Origin of the sequence: Tropicimonas sp. TH_r6 (genome assembly GCF_033101155.1) — a bacterium.
Taxonomy (GTDB): domain Bacteria; phylum Pseudomonadota; class Alphaproteobacteria; order Rhodobacterales; family Rhodobacteraceae; genus Tropicimonas.
In genome coordinates this window covers 71,848-87,463 of the sequence record NZ_JAWMPX010000016.1, presented here as the reverse complement: position 1 = coordinate 87,463, position 15,616 = coordinate 71,848, and the positions used below count along the sequence as shown (strand labels likewise).

Sequence of the window (15,616 nt, the reverse complement as noted above, 5' to 3'; positions counted from 1 at the left end):
CTCGACCATGCCGCAGGACTGTGAAGTGCGAACAGTTCGGGCGTTGTCCGCAGCCCCGCAAGGAAAGCACCGAAGCGCTGGGCGTCTCCAAGTTCAATTGGACCATTGATCAGCACGGGCTCTCCCAGCCCCTCAGGCGAATATTGCGTGAACTCCAGCTGGGTTGGCAGGTCTTCCGGAATCTCGATGCCCGGCAGGTTTTCAGGCCCGTTGTTCCCTGGCCCGGTTCGGGAGGGGTCGTGCCGGCGGACCTGATCACCGGGGCTGGCCGGACCGGTCGGGAGCAGCTCATCCCGACCAAGTCGTGGCAGCCAACGGGTCTGAAAACCCGAAAGAACCAGAAACGCAGCGATCACGCATTGAGCGATCAGTGCCCAACGCAAAGCGCGACGCATCGAAACGCGGGACATCGAAGCCTGAGGGGACCACATGGCTATTCGGCCGCTTCAAGCTTTGTTGTCGGCTCAGGATCGATCGAAGCGACACGACGCTGGATCTCACTGTCAGCGACGCCCATCGAAATCTCGACATCCTTCATTGCATTGATTGCCGCCTTGAGATCGGCAAGCGTCAATGTCTCCTCGATGCTGAGACCGTCCCGACCGCTGCGGATCGCAGCCTGCGCAATAGCAAGAACGAAGACGAGGATCGCTGGCAGCAGGTCGATTGCGATCGTCCCTGCCCAAGAGGGCACAAAGCTGCCAGCATATCGGATGACCGCGTCGGCGCTAGAAATCGGATTGTAGGCAGTCTCCTGCAGCGGTTCCATGGCGGGCACTTCATCCGCAGCCTGCTTGAGGGTCTTGCTGCGCTGATCCAGAGCATTCAGTACCGACGAAGGCCCGCAAACGCAGACGCCATGTTTTGGATCGCCGCTCGTTTCCACGTGCCGATCTGGGTCGCATGCACACCGTACTTCTTCGACAGCTCCGCCAGCGTCATCTCTTCGCGGATCGCCTCAAGCGCAACCTTGGCCTTGAACTCGAGCGATTGGTTCTTTCTCTTCGTGATCTTGGATCGCGTCTCTCGTCAGGCGATCCACCTTAGCAACTGGTCCGAAATCCCGCGACCACCTATTTCCACTCTCAAAGGACCAGTTCTGGGGGCAAATCCGCAGTCGATAGGAATAGCGGGTCAGGCATAGCTCACAAGAAACCATGAAGGTGGCCCTGTCCCCATGCCGAGTATCCCGGCCGATCCTTCAGGCTTTCTCCCGAAAAGGATTCGTCGCTTCAAGCCTCTTGCGAACGTCCTCTCGGAGTAACGGTTCACGGGAGCCAGCCGGACACGACGTCGCGGTTGGCCGCAATCCAGGCGTCAATCGCAACATCAATGCCGTCTTGCCGACCGGCAACCATGATTTGCTCAATATCGCTGATCTCGAGATGTATGGCCGAGAGCATTTCTGCAATTCCGGGTGCTCGATCTGGGAAATTGCGGTTCGCACGTGCGTGGATGCTGGATATGTCAGCATAAAGCCCCTTTGGGTCCTCGATATAGCGCATCCCGTAGAGTTCGAACTTCATGTGCGGCCTCCAGGCCGTAACGACGACAGGCGTTTCATTCCGCTGGGCCTTGGCGATCTCGCGGACCATCTTCGGTCCCGTGCCTTCCTCCAGCTCATAAGCCCCGAGACCGTAATCCTGCATCGCCTGCCGTGTGGTGGCCATCAGGCCGGCGCCGGGATCGATGCCCACGATCCGCCCGCCCAGGGCCTCCTGGACCTCCGGCTTCGCGAGATCCTCGATCGACGAGATGAGATCCTCCGGCACCCATTCGGGAACGGCCAGGCCGATATTGCCCTCGTAGATCTCTCCGAGATCCACCAGGTCGTCCCCGTAGCGGCGCAGGTAATTGGCATGAAGGCCCGGTTCCCAGGACATCAGCATGACATCGACATCGCCCTTGGCAATCGTGCGGAACTGCGCCGAGATATCGGCCAGGGTCAGCTCCACATCCTTGTCCATGTCTCGGCGCAGGACCCGTGCGGCAAGCTTGGTGACGACTTCCGCATCCGACCAGGGCGTCCAGCCGATGATCACGTCGGGCGCGGAAAGCGAGCTGGCGAGAGCCGGACCGGAGGAAAGAAGACCGGCGGCGCCCCCGGCCGTCAGGCCGAGGAACCCGCGTCGGGAAAAGGACTTGGAAATCATTGCTGCAGTTCCTCGAAAGTGGTGTTTCCCGCATCGAACGATGCGGTTTCCCCCTGGGTTGCGTCGAGTCCGGCCTTCAGGTCGGCCGGGGAGTTCGCGTCTGTATAGAAGACCCGATCGGTATCCTTCAGGGAGTGCTTGCCCGAGATACAGAAGCCGATCGTGTGCAATTCGACCATATCTGCCGGGTTGGATGCGATCCGGGAGACAAGATCGCGCGGGTCATGCCCCTTGGAGGCCTCGCCATCGGTGATCACGATGAGCCGGTAACTGCCGGTTCCCCCCTGTCGCACCGCCTGTTTTGCAAGCTCTTCATACCCCATGTTCATGGCCAGAAGGAGTGGCGTTCCACCCTTTGGCTGAAGAGACTGGATACGATTGACGATTGCCTCGGCATGGGCCGATCCCTGACCGAGAGGGAAGTCGAGCTTCGTTCCATCGGCGGAGAAAGTAACCAGGCCCACATTGTCTCCGGGATTGGCAGAGAGCCAGGTCAGAACGGCCGTCTTTGCGGCCTCTGCCCGGCTTGAATGATCGTCACCCGAGCATTCTCTGGCCTCCATCGAGCCCGACATGTCGAGAACGAGCATGTTGTTCTCGGCGAATGGATCCGCGGCGGTTTCGATCTCACCGACCTGGGCGACGATCTCGTCGGAGGGCCATTGGGTGGCGCCGAGAACTGCGACGGAGACTGTCGGAGGCGGCGCGCGCTGGACCTCTGGCGCGCTCTGGGCGTCGGGCTCGGGCGCATCTTCCTTGCAGGCTGCGAGGGACAGACTGAGCAGGGCAAGGAGTCCGAGCCGAAAATAAATCGGTTTCATGGGCTGGTTCCTCACCATTCGTTCAGCGGAGTGAAGACTTCAGCCTCGGACTCCATGCCGATCACACGAAAGATCACGCGTCGGGACGCTTTCCATTCCTCTTCGGTTTTCGGTGGGCAGGGGAGGTCGTTGCAGAAGCCGCCCAGCGGATCTTCGATGCCGCGGCCGTCAATGGTGATCTGGCTCTTGTCGATCGTGTATCCAATCTGCTCGGCGGTTTCGAGCAGGGCATCCCGCACCGAGAGCGCCCGTGCGGTCGAGATATTGCGCAACGAGGCAAGCTCCCGCTTCTGCTTCGGCGGCTCCCAGCCGGATTTCAGGACACCGCGGAGATAGCCGAGATAGGAAGAATGCGCTTCGATAGAGAGGACCGCGCCAGCATAAATGCGGGACTTTTCGAGAGCCTCCTCAAAGGCATCCTGATATTGGGAAACCGGGAAGACAGCCTGTTGGGGCTCAAAGAGAATTGTGACGGAGGCGATGGTGGAATCGTCGATATCCTCATTGCTCATGGCCTGGATAGCGGCGGTCGCGGCATCCTGGTCGAAACCGGAGGTCTGGGTGCGTCGCTTGTCCCAGATGTCATCCCCAAGCGAGGCAAAGTCGATCTCGGGATCGTTGAGCGCGACGGCCGCGTCGCGAAGACCGGCCGCAACCATCGCGGTTTGTCCGGCATTGATCAGGGTGCGGAAGGAGCGGGCACTGGCCGGATCCCCCCAGTCGACCAGGCCGGCAAGCCCGACGGTCTCCACGCCGCGCCAGAGCGTCATCATCTGGTCTTCGAGCGCGGCGTCCCCAAGCACCATCTCCGAGGCGCGCTCGAAATCGACCACTTGCTTCTTGGCGTCTTCGCGGAAGATCTCTTCCGCTTTCAGCAGCGCACGCACGGTCGCACGGGTGATCTCGGGATTGGCGTCGTAGAAGTCCTTTCGGACAACAAGCATATGGCCAATGACGCGATTGGCCGAGGTTGTGGTGAGGACCTCGCGCGCACCATCCACCGAGCCTTCGGCCCCGGTTCCGACACCGCCAGCGGTCAGGATCTCGGCCTGCGGGGCGGAGACGATGGCGAAGTCGAGCGCCGAATTGGAGGCAAAGCTGCCGGCCGGATCCTCCGAGACTGTGATGGAGGGGAAGGTGTCAACGTCCTGACCAAGCTGAAGCGCGAGGTCGAGGCGGGCAGCATCCGTTACGATCTGTGCACCTGAGAGCTCGGAGACCTTGGTATGGCCACGGCTGATGACGGCGTCCGCACCATTGGACCAGCCGTAGAAGAAGATCGGAACCATGGCCGTGGCCGGGTTGGGTTCGGTCAGATCCGAGATATGGGACATCTGGGCATGCGTGACGCGCATGAACGGCGTTTCGCAAGCGAGGTAATCGGCCAGTTGGGCTTCGAAGGACGGGTAGGTCCGAACCTCGATTTCGAACCCATCGCCGCCTTCGGTCTTGGCGTTTCGCTGGAAGATACTGGGGCCCATCAGGTCGTCGGTCGCATGCGTCGCGATCGCATCGAACCCGGACGGAACCATGGGCAGGACAACGCCCGGATCACGACAATCGCGCACGGGATAATCCTCGGCGACGGCGGGAGAAAGAGAGGCCAGAAGGGCCGACGTCACCGCCATCACGCGGGCGGTTGAAAATGGTCGCATTGAGTTTCGTCCTTTCGTTTCAGCGAGAGCGGGCGAGCGTATCTTCGAGCACACCCAGGGACACATCGACATCGTCTCGTGTCGTCTGGATGATGGCGCGTCGTGCGCCGTCGACCTTCTCGCCTGTTTCGGCGAGGGTCTGGATCATGCGATCTCTTGTTTCCTGAGTATCGACGACGCCGTCGCCGCGATCGGCAAAGGCGCAGTACTCGACGAAGGCTTCCTCGAGTCGCGGCAGGGTGCGCCGCAGGAGATCATCCGCCCGCCGAGCGGTCTCCGGAGAGGTGACCGTGTCTTCGAGCAGCGGGGCAAGCTTGTCCTCGAAAGCCTCCAGGGCGGCCAGGAGTGGTTTTGTCCGTTTCTGCGCCGCTCCGCGCATGCGAGCAACACGGTCCCGTGCCTCCTCGGCATAGGAGAGCGCGCGAAGAGCTTCCTGGTTGGTATCCAGGCCGGCATTGACGAGCTTCTTCTCGATTTCGGATTCCCGCGCCATTGCGCGCGGAAGACCGAATTCAGCAAGTCCCCATGTGATAAGACCCGCGAGGATCGCGGTTGCGGCTTCTATCTCGCGCGCGATTTCGGCGCCGTCGAAAACACGCCATGTGATCAGGACAGCCGCGGCACCGAGTGCTCCCGGGAAGAGGCACGCAAGACGCCTCACTGTGAACTCCCCAGGTCAATCAGGTTGCGCTCGACCAATCGGATCTCTGCGCGCTTGGTGCGAGCGGCAAGAGAGGCGCTGCTTTCGCCCGGCTGTTGCGGGGGCGGTGCGGCGCCGGCTGCGCCGCGAGCGACGATGCGGTCCTCCGGAATGCCCGCCGTGACGAGCTCCTGAACCACGACATTGGCCCGATCCCTCGAAAGTCGAAGATTGGCGGCCGGATCACCGTCGGAACCGGTATGCCCGGTCACGATTGCGATGCTGCCCGGCGCATCGAGGAGTAGATCGGCAACAGCGTTGATTGTCGGGATGTCCTCGGCGGCAAGACGGCTGCCAACCTGGAAGTGAACGGCTCGGATATCCGGAGCTTTCCACCGGGGGAAGATCAGACCTGCCCCGGAGAGTCCAACAAACAGGATGGCAAGACCAAGGGCAACGCGGCCGATGACCTTCTGCTTTCGAATGACCGCATTTCCGGGATGTATCAAAGCCATGAAGTCTCCAACGCAGGTTTTCTCGAACATGCCGGGCGCGTATGAACCCAGGTTTTCAATATGGGGATGGTTGCGGTCGAATATGAAGGGCGGAGTATGTTTGTTTTGAGGCGTGGGTTCGTCCAGGGCGCAGGCAGACCGCCTTGCCTGCCTTGACGACGCGGGCGCCACAGCGCTCTGGAAGACAGGCGAGGAACTCGTCGTGATGCTTGAAACTGGGCCATTCGTCTACCTGCACTACACACTTGAAAAGACACCGGAACTCACTCGAAAAACAAAACGACGATTTGCAGCCTTGAAGCCTCCTGCCATGAAGCCAAAGGCCAGTTGCTGTGCTGTCAGAATCTACAGCATTTTGTGTTTTGTTCAACAAACCGACCCTGACCCTGGCTGTTCCGCTGCTTGAAACGGAAGCAAACCGGCACCATCGGCCTGCCAATGATCGTTTTCACACCAGGTTTGAGCGGCCGTTCGGCCTCCGCCCATCTTCAGGCCAATTCGCATTTGCTTGCGCCGCCCATTGCCCGAGACGCGAAGGCATCTGCTGAAACGCAGCACATCAGGCGGAACCGGAAACGCGTCGACTGCGCGGTTATGCTTGAATCCCCGCCCCTTCGGCACTAGCAATTTCAGACGGATGGCGCCGACGGAGGGAGAGATGGATCACAGCGACCCCAGGACGCTTGTCAGCACGGATTGGCTGGCCGCCCACCTGAACAACCCGGACCTGAGAGTGCTCGATGCCTCTTGGTACCTTCCAGCCATGGAACGCGATGCGCGCGCCGAATATGACGCCGGGCACATCCCGGGGGCACGGTTTTTCGATATCGACGAGATTTCGGATCATCGCTCGAGCCTGCCGCATATGGTGCCGCCCCCGGAGAAGTTCATCTCGCGGATGCGCAAGATGGGTGTGGGCGACGGGCATCAGGTCGTCGTCTATGACGGGGCCGGGATCTTCTCCGCACCGCGGGTATGGTGGCTCTTCCGGCTGATGGGTCATTCGGATGTGGCGGTGCTCGATGGCGGCTTCGGCAAGTGGAAGGCCGAAGGTCGCGAGATCGAGGACATGCCGCCCACGATCCGCGAACGGCATATCACCGTCCGCCGCCAGTCGCAGATGGTCAAGGACGTCACGCAGGTCTCGCTCGCCTCCAAGCTGGGCGACTGGCAGGTCCTCGACGCGCGTCCCGAAGGCCGCTTTCGGGGCGAAGAGCCCGAGCCGCGTCCGGGGCTGCGCTCAGGTCACATTCCCGGCTCGATCAGTATCCCCGGGTCAACCCTCTGCAATGATGACGGCACAATGAAGTCGACCGACGCGCTGCGCCGCATCCTGACCGGTGCCGGCGTCGACCTTCACAAGCCGGCGATCACCACCTGCGGGTCCGGCGTCTCCGCAGCGATCATCACGCTTGCGCTCGTCCGGCTCGGGCACCTGCAGAACGCGCTCTATGACGGCTCCTGGGCTGAATGGGGTGCCTATCCGGACTTGAAGGTCGAAACCGGATGAGCGTCACCCCGGCCGGAACTGCGCAGCAATACACGGTGACCTGGTTGGAGATGACCGAGCGCCCCAGCTATGGCTGGCCGCATCAGCCTCTGGGCGCGCCGGCCTCGCTGCTCAAGGCAGAGGATCCCCCCGTCTGGTTTTTCCTGTCGCTCTATGATGCCGTCGGCCGCGATTATGCCTGGGAAGAGATGCATGACCGGAGCGAAGAGGATCTCGCGCGCTGGCTGCACCACCCGGAGACATCGCTCTACACGCTGATGCGGCAGGGCTGGCCGCATGGCTTCTTCGTGTTGGACCACCGCGTTCCCGAGACCTGCAACCTCGCCTATTTCGGCCTCGTGCCGCAGGCGATCGGGCGCGGTCTGGGGCGATTCCTGTTGCAGAACGCGGTTCTGACCGCCTGGGACCTGCCGGGCACGCAGAAGCTGACAGTCAACACCAACACGCTCGATCACCCTCGCGCGCTGCAGACCTATCAGCGTTGCGGCTTCGACCCGGTCATGCGCACGGATCACACCCGTGTGCTCAAACGCCCGATCGATGCGAGCCGAATTCCCGACTGAGCCCCGACCAAGGATACCCATGTTCGAAAACCACCAGGCACCGGAAGCCGACAAGATTCTCCGGGTGATGAAGATGTTCGCGGAGGATCCCCGCCCCGGAAAGATCGACCTCGGCGTCGGCGTCTATCGCACCCCGGAGGGGCGGACGCCTGTGCTTGCGGCGGTGAAACAGGCCGAGGCGCGGCTGCTGGAGAGCCAGGAGACGAAGGGATATGTCGCGCTGGCAGGCGATCCTGCTTTCCACGGTGCGATGCGCGAACTCGCGCTTGGCGGCGCTGTTGATCCGGGGCGTGTTGCCGGGCTGGCCACGCCCGGTGGGACGGGCGCAGTGCGGCAGGCCTTCGAGCTGATTCGAATCGTGCGGCCCGATGCGGTGGTCCATTGCTCCGCACCGACCTGGCCGAACCACGAAGCGATTCTCGACACGCTGGAAATCCCATGGCGCTCCTATCGCTACTATGATGCGGAGACAGGCGGGCTGGACCGCGAGGGTATGCTGGAGGATCTTTCGCAGGTGAGCGCCGGCGATGTCGTGCTGCTGCATGGCTGTTGCCACAACCCGACCGGCGCCGATCTCGCAGCCGAAGATTGGGACGCGATTGCAAAGGTGCTGCTGAAGAGGGGCGCGGTGCCGATGGTGGATCTCGCCTATCAGGGCTTCGGTCTCGGGCTGGAAGAGGACGTGGCCGGACTGCGCCGACTGGCGGCAGCCGTGCCGGAGCTGCTGCTGACCATTTCCGCCTCGAAGAATTTCGGCCTCTATCGCGACCGGGTCGGCGTCCTTCTGGCGATGACGGAAACCCCGTCTTTCGCGATGCCCGTTCAGGACACGCTGGCCTGGCTCAACCGACAGGCCTATGCCTTTCCGCCCGATCACGGCGCCCGGGTGGTGACGGAGATCCTCGGCGACGCCGGGCTACGGAGCCTCTGGGAGGAAGAGCTTGCGGGCATGCGCGGGCGAGTCCGTGGGATGCGCGAGGCGTTGGCAGAGGCGCTGAGGATCGAAACCGGATGTGAGAACTTCGATTTCCTGCTCCGTCATCATGGCATGTTCTCGCGCCTGCCGGCGTCGCCCGAGCAGGTTGACGCGCTGCGCCAGACGCATGCTGTCTATATGATCGGGGATGGGCGGATCAACATGGCCGGGCTGGTTCCGGACACTGTGATCCCTGCGGCGCGCGCCATCGCGACCATTCTTGGATAAGGCATATTTGACGCACAGGTTATTATTGACCACGCGGCAAGCCGGGGCCAATCCTGCAGGCGAAAAGAGATCAGGAGAGAAACATGGACGTCGAAACCACCCCGAATGGAGATCTGGAAACCTGGACGGTCGAGGAGGTCGCGACGGCTTTCCGCGCCGGAGAGGTCGCAATCGTCGATGTGCGCACGATCCAGGAATATGCTTTCGAGCATATCCGCGGCGCGATGCTGTTGCCGATGCATTTCTTCGAAGCTGAACGGCTGCCCTCGCAGCAAGGCAAGCGGATCGTCTTCCATTGCGGCTCGGGCCTCCGCTCCGAAAAGGTCGCCCGCGCCGCCCTGGCCGCCGGCTTCGCTCCAGTCGCGCATATGGCAGGCGGCTTCGGGGCCTGGAAGGCTGAAGGGCAAGCCTATATGGGCACCGAAATGGCCACGGGCAACGCGATCCGTGTTCCGGGCAAGGACGGCTGAGCAAGACTCTTCAGGAGTGGACGGCGCCGCTGCCAGCATGCTCGCATTGAGCCGGTAGCCAACGTTGGGTCTGTGCGTTGAATGGCACGGCTCGCGGTTTTTTCTGCGCGACCGCGGCAAACGGCAACTCTACCCGCAGAACCACACATCAAAATTTACAGGAAATCGAAGCAAAAAGGCCCCGGATGCAGGTGCATCCGGGGCCAGTCTTGACTGACAGGAAGGGAGGTCAGCCTTTGTGGAACTCGGGGTAGGCTTCGATGCCAAGCTCGTGGACGTCGAGACCGTTGATCTCGGCTTCCGCGTCAACCCGGATGCCCATGGTGGCCTTCAGGATGAACCAGAGCACGAAGCTGACAGAGAAGACGAAGACACCGACGATGATGATCGGGATCAGCTGCCCCATGAAGGTCGCGTCATCGTTGGTCAGCAGCACGGCGAGCGTGCCCCAGATACCGGCGCAGAGGTGCACCGGGATGGCGCCGACCACATCGTCGATCTTCAGCTTGTCGAGCATCGGGACCGCGAAGACCACGATCACGCCACCGACAGCACCGATGAGGGTCGCGCCGCCAAGGGAGGGCGTCAGTGGTTCGGCGGTGATGGAGACGAGGCCAGCGAGGGCGCCGTTCAGGACCATCGTGAGGTCAACCTTGCCATACATGATCTGGGTCAGGATAAGCGCGGCGATCGCACCACCGGCAGCGGCCGTGTTGGTGTTGGCGAAGATGCGGGACACATCGGCGACGTCACCCACGGTGCCCATGGCAAGCTGCGAGCCGCCATTGAAACCGAACCAGCCGAGCCACAGGATGAACGTGCCGAGCGTGGCCAGGGCCAGGTTCGAACCGGGGTACGGATGGACGCGGCCGTCCTTGTACTTGCCGATCCTCGGGCCAAGCAGGATGGCGCCGGCGAGGGCAGCCCAGCCACCGACCGAGTGCACGACGGTCGAGCCGGCGAAGTCGAGGAAGCCGTACTGGCTGTCGAGGAAGCCGCCGCCCCATTTCCAGGAGGCCTGGATCGGGTAGATGATGGCAACCAGCACGATCGTGAAGATCAGGAAGGGCCAGAGCTTGATGCGCTCGGCCAGCGTGCCGGAAACGATCGAGGCGGTGGTGGCGCAGAACATCAGCTGGAAGAAGAAGTCGGAGCCGGTAGAGGCATAGCCGTAATCGTCGGCAGCTTCACGGCTGATGCCGACAGCTTCGAGGATGGCTGGGCCGAAGGCGCCGAGATAGCCACCGGTCTCGTCGGTGCCCATCATCCAGTTGCCCAGCGGGTACATCAGGTTGTAGCCGATCAGGTAGTAGAAGATCGCGGCCAGCGAGAAGAGCGCGACGTTCTTGGTCAGCTGCATCGTGACGTTCTTGGAGCGGACAAGGCCGGCTTCGAGCATCGCGAAGCCAGCAGCCATCCAGAACACCAGGAAACCGCCCACGAGGAACAGCAGCGAGTTGAGAATAAAGATGCTGTCCGTGGACGCATCGATACCCGCCACAGGCGCGGCGTCCTGGGCAAGCACCATGCCCGGCAGCGCGGCGGCTGCGGCAAGGATGGGGAGGAATGTCTTCAGTTTCATATCGTCTTGTTTTCCCTGTTTGGCCTTGGGCTCAGAGCGCGTCGCTATCGGTTTCACCGGTGCGGACACGGACGGCCTGGTTCACGTCGAGAACGAAGATCTTGCCGTCGCCGATCTTGTCGGTCTTCGCGGTCTTCTGGATGGTCTCGACAACCTGGTCGGCCATCTCTGCGCCGACGACGATCTCAAGCTTGATCTTCGGCACGAAGTTCACGGCGTATTCCGCGCCGCGATAGATCTCGGTATGGCCCGATTGCGAGCCGAAGCCCTTGATCTCGGTGACCATCATGCCACGCACGCCGATTGCGGTGAGCGCTTCGCGCACCTCCTCGAGCTTGAACGGCTTGATTGCTGCAATTATCAGTTTCAACTTTGCTCCCCTTCCGATTGGCCGGGAGGAGGACCCCGGCGGTGGTGATGGGGCCACACAGCCGATGGATGGGCCGATGTTCAAGAAACAGCAGGGTATGACGCAGGGCAGAATCCGTGCGTGATGCACAATTTTTGCACATATTGACCATCTTGCCTGATTTTTAATCAGTCAATGAATGCCAACCTGCGACCTAGGCTCTCCCAATCCGACAGGTTTCGCGCTATCAAGCGCAAAACAAGAGCAGTTCGAAGACGAGGCGCCTCATGAGCTCCACAGGCGGAAAACGCCCGATTCTACGGGCTGACAAGCGATACACATCGGGCGGTGGCAAGAAAGCCACTGGCGCAGCGTCGTCGAAATCGGCGCCCAAAAAAACGGCAGCCAAGAAGGCTTCGAAGCCGGCGGCGACAAAGGCGACCCGTAGCAAGGCCAAACCGAAGAAGACGGCGCGCAAGACGCGGCGGACGCCCCAGCGGCGCGGTCCCATCGGCTGGATTCGCGGGGCGATCGGCTTCGTGATGCGACTGATCTGGTCCGTCGTCTGGCGTACATCCGTGGTGATGGGACTGATTCTGGCCGGGGCGGTCTTCTATTTCTATTCCCAGCTCCCCCCCTTCATCGAACAGACCGATGGGCGGACGCGCGGCTCGGTCACGATGATGGATCGCAATGGCGAGGTCTTTGCCTGGCGCGGCGAGCAGTTCGACTCGATCACCAGCATCGACCAGGTGTCGCCATATCTGAAGAACGCGGTCGTTGCCGCGGAGGACAAGCGGTTCTACTGGCATCTCGGCGTCTCACCGCGCGGTGTCGCCTCCGCCATTCGGATCAATCTCAGCGAAGGCCGCTCGGCACTATCCGGCCATGGCGGCTCGACGCTCACCCAGCAGACCGCCAAGCTGCTTTGCCTTGGCGTTCCGTATGATCCGAGCACCGGCCAGACCGAGGCACAATACGAGGCCGATTGCCGGCGTGGAACCATTGGCCGCAAGCTCAAGGAAGCGATCTACTCCCTTGCGATGGAGGTGAAGTACTCCAAGGACGAGATCCTGGTGATCTATTTCAATCGCGCCTATCTCGGCGCCTCGGCGCGCGGGTTCGAGGCAGCCGCGCAGCGCTATTTCGGCATTCCCGCCCGCAATCTCGACCCGGCGCAGGCGGCGATGCTCGCAGGGCTGTTGCCGGCCCCGACGCGTTACGCGCCGACCAACAACCTGAAACGCTCGCAGGATCGGGCCGATACGGTCGTGCGGCTGATGTATGATCAGGATTATCTGACCGAAGCCGAACGCGACGCGGCCTGGGCCAATCCTGCGGTTCTCTCCGAGGCCGCACAGGCACAGACGGGAGGGTATTTCGCAGATTGGGTGATGGATTCTCATCCGAAGCTGTTCTCCCGCAAGACGACTGAGGCCATGCTTCTGCGTACCACGCTCGACCAGAGCATCCAGCGCTCCGCCGAGGAAGCCGTCCAGTTCATCTTCCAGGAGAAGGTGAAGGAGGGGTCCGAAGCTCAGGCGGCAATTGTCGTGATGTCGGCGGACGGGGCGGTGCGCGCGATGGTTGGCGGGCGGGAGACGCGGGTCTCCGGCGCCTTCAACCGCGCGACCATGGCCAAGCGGCAGACCGGCTCCTCCTTCAAGCCCTTCGTCTATGCAGCGGCGATGGATCTCGGCTACGGTCCGCTCGACCGCGTGACCGACGAGCCCTATTGCGTCGCGATTCCCGGACAGTCGGATTACTGCCCGAAGAATTACAGCCGGGAATTCAAGGGCAAGGTAACGCTGACCGAGGCGCTGGCGAGCAGCCTCAACATCCCTGCGGTCAAGATTTCCGAATTCGTCGGTCGGGACAATGTGCGCAAGGTCGCCAGTGATTTTGGCATCGACAACGAGTTGGCCGTCGGGCCGGCTCTGGCGCTCGGCGTCTCGGAATCGACACTGCTGGAGATGTCGGGCGCCTATGCTGGCATTCTGAATGGCGGCAGTTCGGTGACCCCATACGGCATCGTCGAGCTTCAGCTGGAGACGGCGTATGGCCCGGTCGACCTCGACCTTCAGGGCGGCGATGAGAGCGGCGAGGACGGTATGGAAAAAGGCGGCATTGGCGAGCGGGTCATTACCGAGCAAGCCGCGCGCAATCTCGTCTACATGATGAGCCGCGTTGTCGAGGCGGGCACAGGCCAGCGGGCGAAGCTGGGTGAACGCCCTGCCGCCGGCAAGACGGGCACGACACAAGCGGCGCGCGATGCATGGTTCATCGGCTTCACTGCGGATTATGTGGCCGGGGTCTGGATGGGCTATGACGACAACACGCCGCTGAGCGGGGTGACGGGCGGCGGCTTGCCGGCCGAAATCTGGCATGAGGCAATGCTGCGCATCCACGAAGGAAAACCGATCCAGCCGCTGCCGATGGACCAACCTCAACCCACGGCCGCCCCGCGCAGCCCCGGCAGTTCAACCACGGCAAGCTCCACGCCTCACGCGCCGGCGCAGCAGGCCCAACCGCGGAAGAGCGACTCGGTCGCCGAGCGTCTTCTGAAAGAGGTTGGAAACATATTCGGCCGGCGGAACTGAAAAGGCGGGCGATCATCGCCCGCCCCTGTCATCCTGCACATGCACGGTTGAGCGTCAGCTCGCTTTCTTCAGGTCGGCAATAAGCTGGTCGATATTGCCCTTGCGGCGGTCGAGCATCGTGCCGATCTCGGTCTTCTCGGTCAGCACCATGTTCACGCCTTCGATATACATATTGATGAACTTCTCCGTGCCCGAGCGATCCGTCACCACGAAGGACACCTCGAACGGATCTTCGCCCTTGAGGAAGGCTGTGGTCTTCACCTCGATGTATTTCTTCACCTTCTTGGCGCCCTTCACTTCGAGCCGCCCGCCGATGAACTCACGGAAGCGCTTGCCGTATTTCCGCGAGATGTAGCCCTGGTAGGCGCTGACATAGGCTCGCTTCTGGGCATCTGTCGCGCGGCGTCCATCCGCTCCAAGCGATACGAGGGCGATGGTCGGCACGTCGGCATACCGGACGAAGATCTTCTCGAAATCGCGGTACATCGCTTTCTCGGACTTGCCTGAGGCAATCACCCTATTGATCTCGGCAACCAGCTTCTCGACCAGCTGCGTTGCCGAAGCTGGCGTCGAGGCCACGGACATGCCGGGAATGAGAATCGCCGCCGCCAGACCCAGCGTGGCGGTCCGTGCGAAGGATCGTCTGGTAAGGTCAGTCACCGTAAAACTCCTCGAAAAGGTCAAGACTTTCATCATTTTCGGCCAAATCCCCGCGGCTCATCTCGAAACGCCGGTTTTGCAAATAGATCAGCCGGGACTGCGCGTAGCTGTCTTCGGACTCATATAGGATCGAATTGACGGTTTCCCCATAGCGAATCCGATCCGTCGCCTCTTCTGCCCAGGTGAAGCCGTTTGCAACGAGATTCTGTGGCCAGGGGAAGACATACCAGAGCGGGTTCATGACGAAGTCGACCGTGCGCCCGGCCGTGTCGCGCTGCGTTGACGGGCCGACGATCGGCAACTCCTGGTAATGACCTTCCGGCACCCCCCAGACATGCAGCGTTTCGCCGAAATCCGTGTCCACCTCCGGCAGACCTGCGGCGCGAGCGACATCCATGATGCCGAAGACGCCGATGGTCGAATTGATACCGAAACGCAGGGTGTTGTGGGCGGCATCGCCGGGGCGAACCTGCAGGAGGCTGTTCACGATCTTGCGCGGCGTATCGAGATTGGTGCCAAAATTGGCGACCGCGATAAGTAGTGGGCTTACCTCGCCAGCCGCCGCGTCCAGTTCGACGGGCGCAGCCGAGAGTGCGTCTTCGTCACCATCCAGCGCCTCGGAATCATCCATCGCCGAAGTTTGCGAGTCGCTGCCGCCGCCGAGCGCGCGGTCGAGGGACTTGTTGAACTCATGGGTCCGGCGATTGGCGATTTCGTTCGGGTCATTGATGTCGGACGGGATGTTGGCGGGACCGCAGGAGACCAGGCCAAGCGTCAAGGCCAACGCGCCAGACAGCGAAACAAGCTTCTCCCCTCGGGGCAAACGATTTGTCAGTACATCTATCATAATTTGCCTTCCAGACCGGCAGGCGACCCATTCGGCCCCAAACGGAG

The 15,616-nt window shown here is 61.9% G+C and carries 15 protein-coding genes and 1 pseudogene; 5 read left to right on the top strand and 11 right to left on the bottom strand.

The genetic code is table 11. From position 1 onward, the window contains the following. Positions 1-433 precede the first annotated feature (433 nt). The 7 genes and pseudogenes from R3X27_RS15745 to R3X27_RS15720 all read right to left on the bottom strand — a co-directional run bounded on the left by R3X27_RS15745 (position 434) and on the right by R3X27_RS15720 (position 5,784). A complete protein-coding gene (locus tag R3X27_RS15745; protein WP_317709828.1) occupies positions 434-886 on the bottom strand; it encodes a hypothetical protein in 453 nt (150 codons plus the stop codon). Next, positions 841-1,011 (bottom strand): annotated as a pseudogene (locus tag R3X27_RS25665) (transposase); the annotation flags it as partial. The pseudogene R3X27_RS25665 and the gene R3X27_RS15745, both read right to left, overlap by 46 nt. Before the next feature lie 257 nt (positions 1,012-1,268). Continuing rightward, positions 1,269-2,153: a glycine betaine ABC transporter substrate-binding protein gene (locus tag R3X27_RS15740; protein ID WP_317709827.1), complete on the bottom strand. Its 885-nt coding sequence runs from the start codon at positions 2,151-2,153 to the stop codon at positions 1,269-1,271. After that, positions 2,150-2,974 carry a VWA domain-containing protein gene (locus tag R3X27_RS15735; RefSeq protein ID WP_317709826.1) on the bottom strand — a complete coding sequence of 275 codons (825 nt, stop codon included), beginning with the start codon at positions 2,972-2,974 and terminating at the stop codon, positions 2,150-2,152. The genes R3X27_RS15740 and R3X27_RS15735 overlap by 4 nt, the downstream gene beginning before the upstream one ends. An 11-nt stretch (positions 2,975-2,985) precedes the next feature. Beyond that, positions 2,986-4,629, bottom strand: coding sequence for a hypothetical protein (locus R3X27_RS15730; protein ID WP_317709825.1), 1,644 nt, complete (start codon positions 4,627-4,629; stop codon positions 2,986-2,988). Between the two features lie 19 nt (positions 4,630-4,648). After that, positions 4,649-5,290, bottom strand: a complete 642-nt coding sequence (locus R3X27_RS15725; RefSeq protein ID WP_317709824.1) for a hypothetical protein — start codon at positions 5,288-5,290, stop codon at positions 4,649-4,651. Then, on the bottom strand, positions 5,287-5,784 hold the full coding sequence (locus tag R3X27_RS15720) for an OmpA family protein (protein ID WP_317709823.1): 498 nt from the start codon (positions 5,782-5,784) through the stop codon (positions 5,287-5,289). The genes R3X27_RS15725 and R3X27_RS15720 overlap by 4 nt, the downstream gene beginning before the upstream one ends. 658 nt (positions 5,785-6,442) lie before the next feature. Here R3X27_RS15720 and sseA point away from each other — a divergent pair. The 4 genes from sseA (at position 6,443) to R3X27_RS15700 (ending at position 9,531) form a co-directional block, all read left to right on the top strand. Further along, entirely contained in the window at positions 6,443-7,294 is an 852-nt protein-coding gene (sseA, locus tag R3X27_RS15715) for a 3-mercaptopyruvate sulfurtransferase (RefSeq protein WP_317709822.1), read from the top strand. After that, complete coding sequence (locus R3X27_RS15710; RefSeq protein WP_317709821.1) at positions 7,291-7,857, top strand: GNAT family N-acetyltransferase; 567 nt, start codon at positions 7,291-7,293, stop codon at positions 7,855-7,857. The genes sseA and R3X27_RS15710 overlap by 4 nt, the downstream gene beginning before the upstream one ends. A gap of 19 nt (positions 7,858-7,876) precedes the next feature. Beyond that, on the top strand, positions 7,877-9,061 hold the full coding sequence (locus R3X27_RS15705) for an amino acid aminotransferase (protein WP_317709820.1): 1,185 nt from the start codon (positions 7,877-7,879) through the stop codon (positions 9,059-9,061). An 83-nt stretch (positions 9,062-9,144) separates the two neighbouring features. Further along, positions 9,145-9,531 carry a rhodanese-like domain-containing protein gene (locus tag R3X27_RS15700; RefSeq protein WP_317709819.1) on the top strand — a complete coding sequence of 129 codons (387 nt, stop codon included), beginning with the start codon at positions 9,145-9,147 and terminating at the stop codon, positions 9,529-9,531. A gap of 229 nt (positions 9,532-9,760) precedes the next feature. Here the strand turns inward: R3X27_RS15700 and R3X27_RS15695 are convergent, their stop codons facing one another. After that, positions 9,761-11,113 (bottom strand): ammonium transporter, encoded by a 1,353-nt coding sequence (locus R3X27_RS15695; protein WP_317709818.1) that lies wholly within the window; start codon positions 11,111-11,113, stop codon positions 9,761-9,763. Positions 11,114-11,144: 31 nt separating this feature from the next. After that, the gene (locus R3X27_RS15690; RefSeq protein ID WP_317709817.1) at positions 11,145-11,483 is read right to left on the bottom strand and encodes a P-II family nitrogen regulator; all 339 of its coding nucleotides are present in this window, start codon (positions 11,481-11,483) and stop codon (positions 11,145-11,147) included. A gap of 266 nt (positions 11,484-11,749) precedes the next feature. On the opposite strand from R3X27_RS15690, the gene R3X27_RS15685 reads away from it, so the two are divergent. Further along, on the top strand, positions 11,750-14,062 hold the full coding sequence (locus R3X27_RS15685) for a transglycosylase domain-containing protein (RefSeq protein WP_317709816.1): 2,313 nt from the start codon (positions 11,750-11,752) through the stop codon (positions 14,060-14,062). 54 nt (positions 14,063-14,116) lie between these two features. On the opposite strand, the gene R3X27_RS15680 is transcribed toward R3X27_RS15685, so the two are convergent. Continuing rightward, on the bottom strand, positions 14,117-14,722 hold the full coding sequence (locus R3X27_RS15680) for a phospholipid-binding protein MlaC (protein WP_411572501.1): 606 nt from the start codon (positions 14,720-14,722) through the stop codon (positions 14,117-14,119). Beyond that, positions 14,715-15,569: a VacJ family lipoprotein gene (locus tag R3X27_RS15675; protein WP_317709815.1), complete on the bottom strand. Its 855-nt coding sequence runs from the start codon at positions 15,567-15,569 to the stop codon at positions 14,715-14,717. The genes R3X27_RS15680 and R3X27_RS15675 overlap by 8 nt, the downstream gene beginning before the upstream one ends. Positions 15,570-15,616 lie beyond the last annotated feature (47 nt).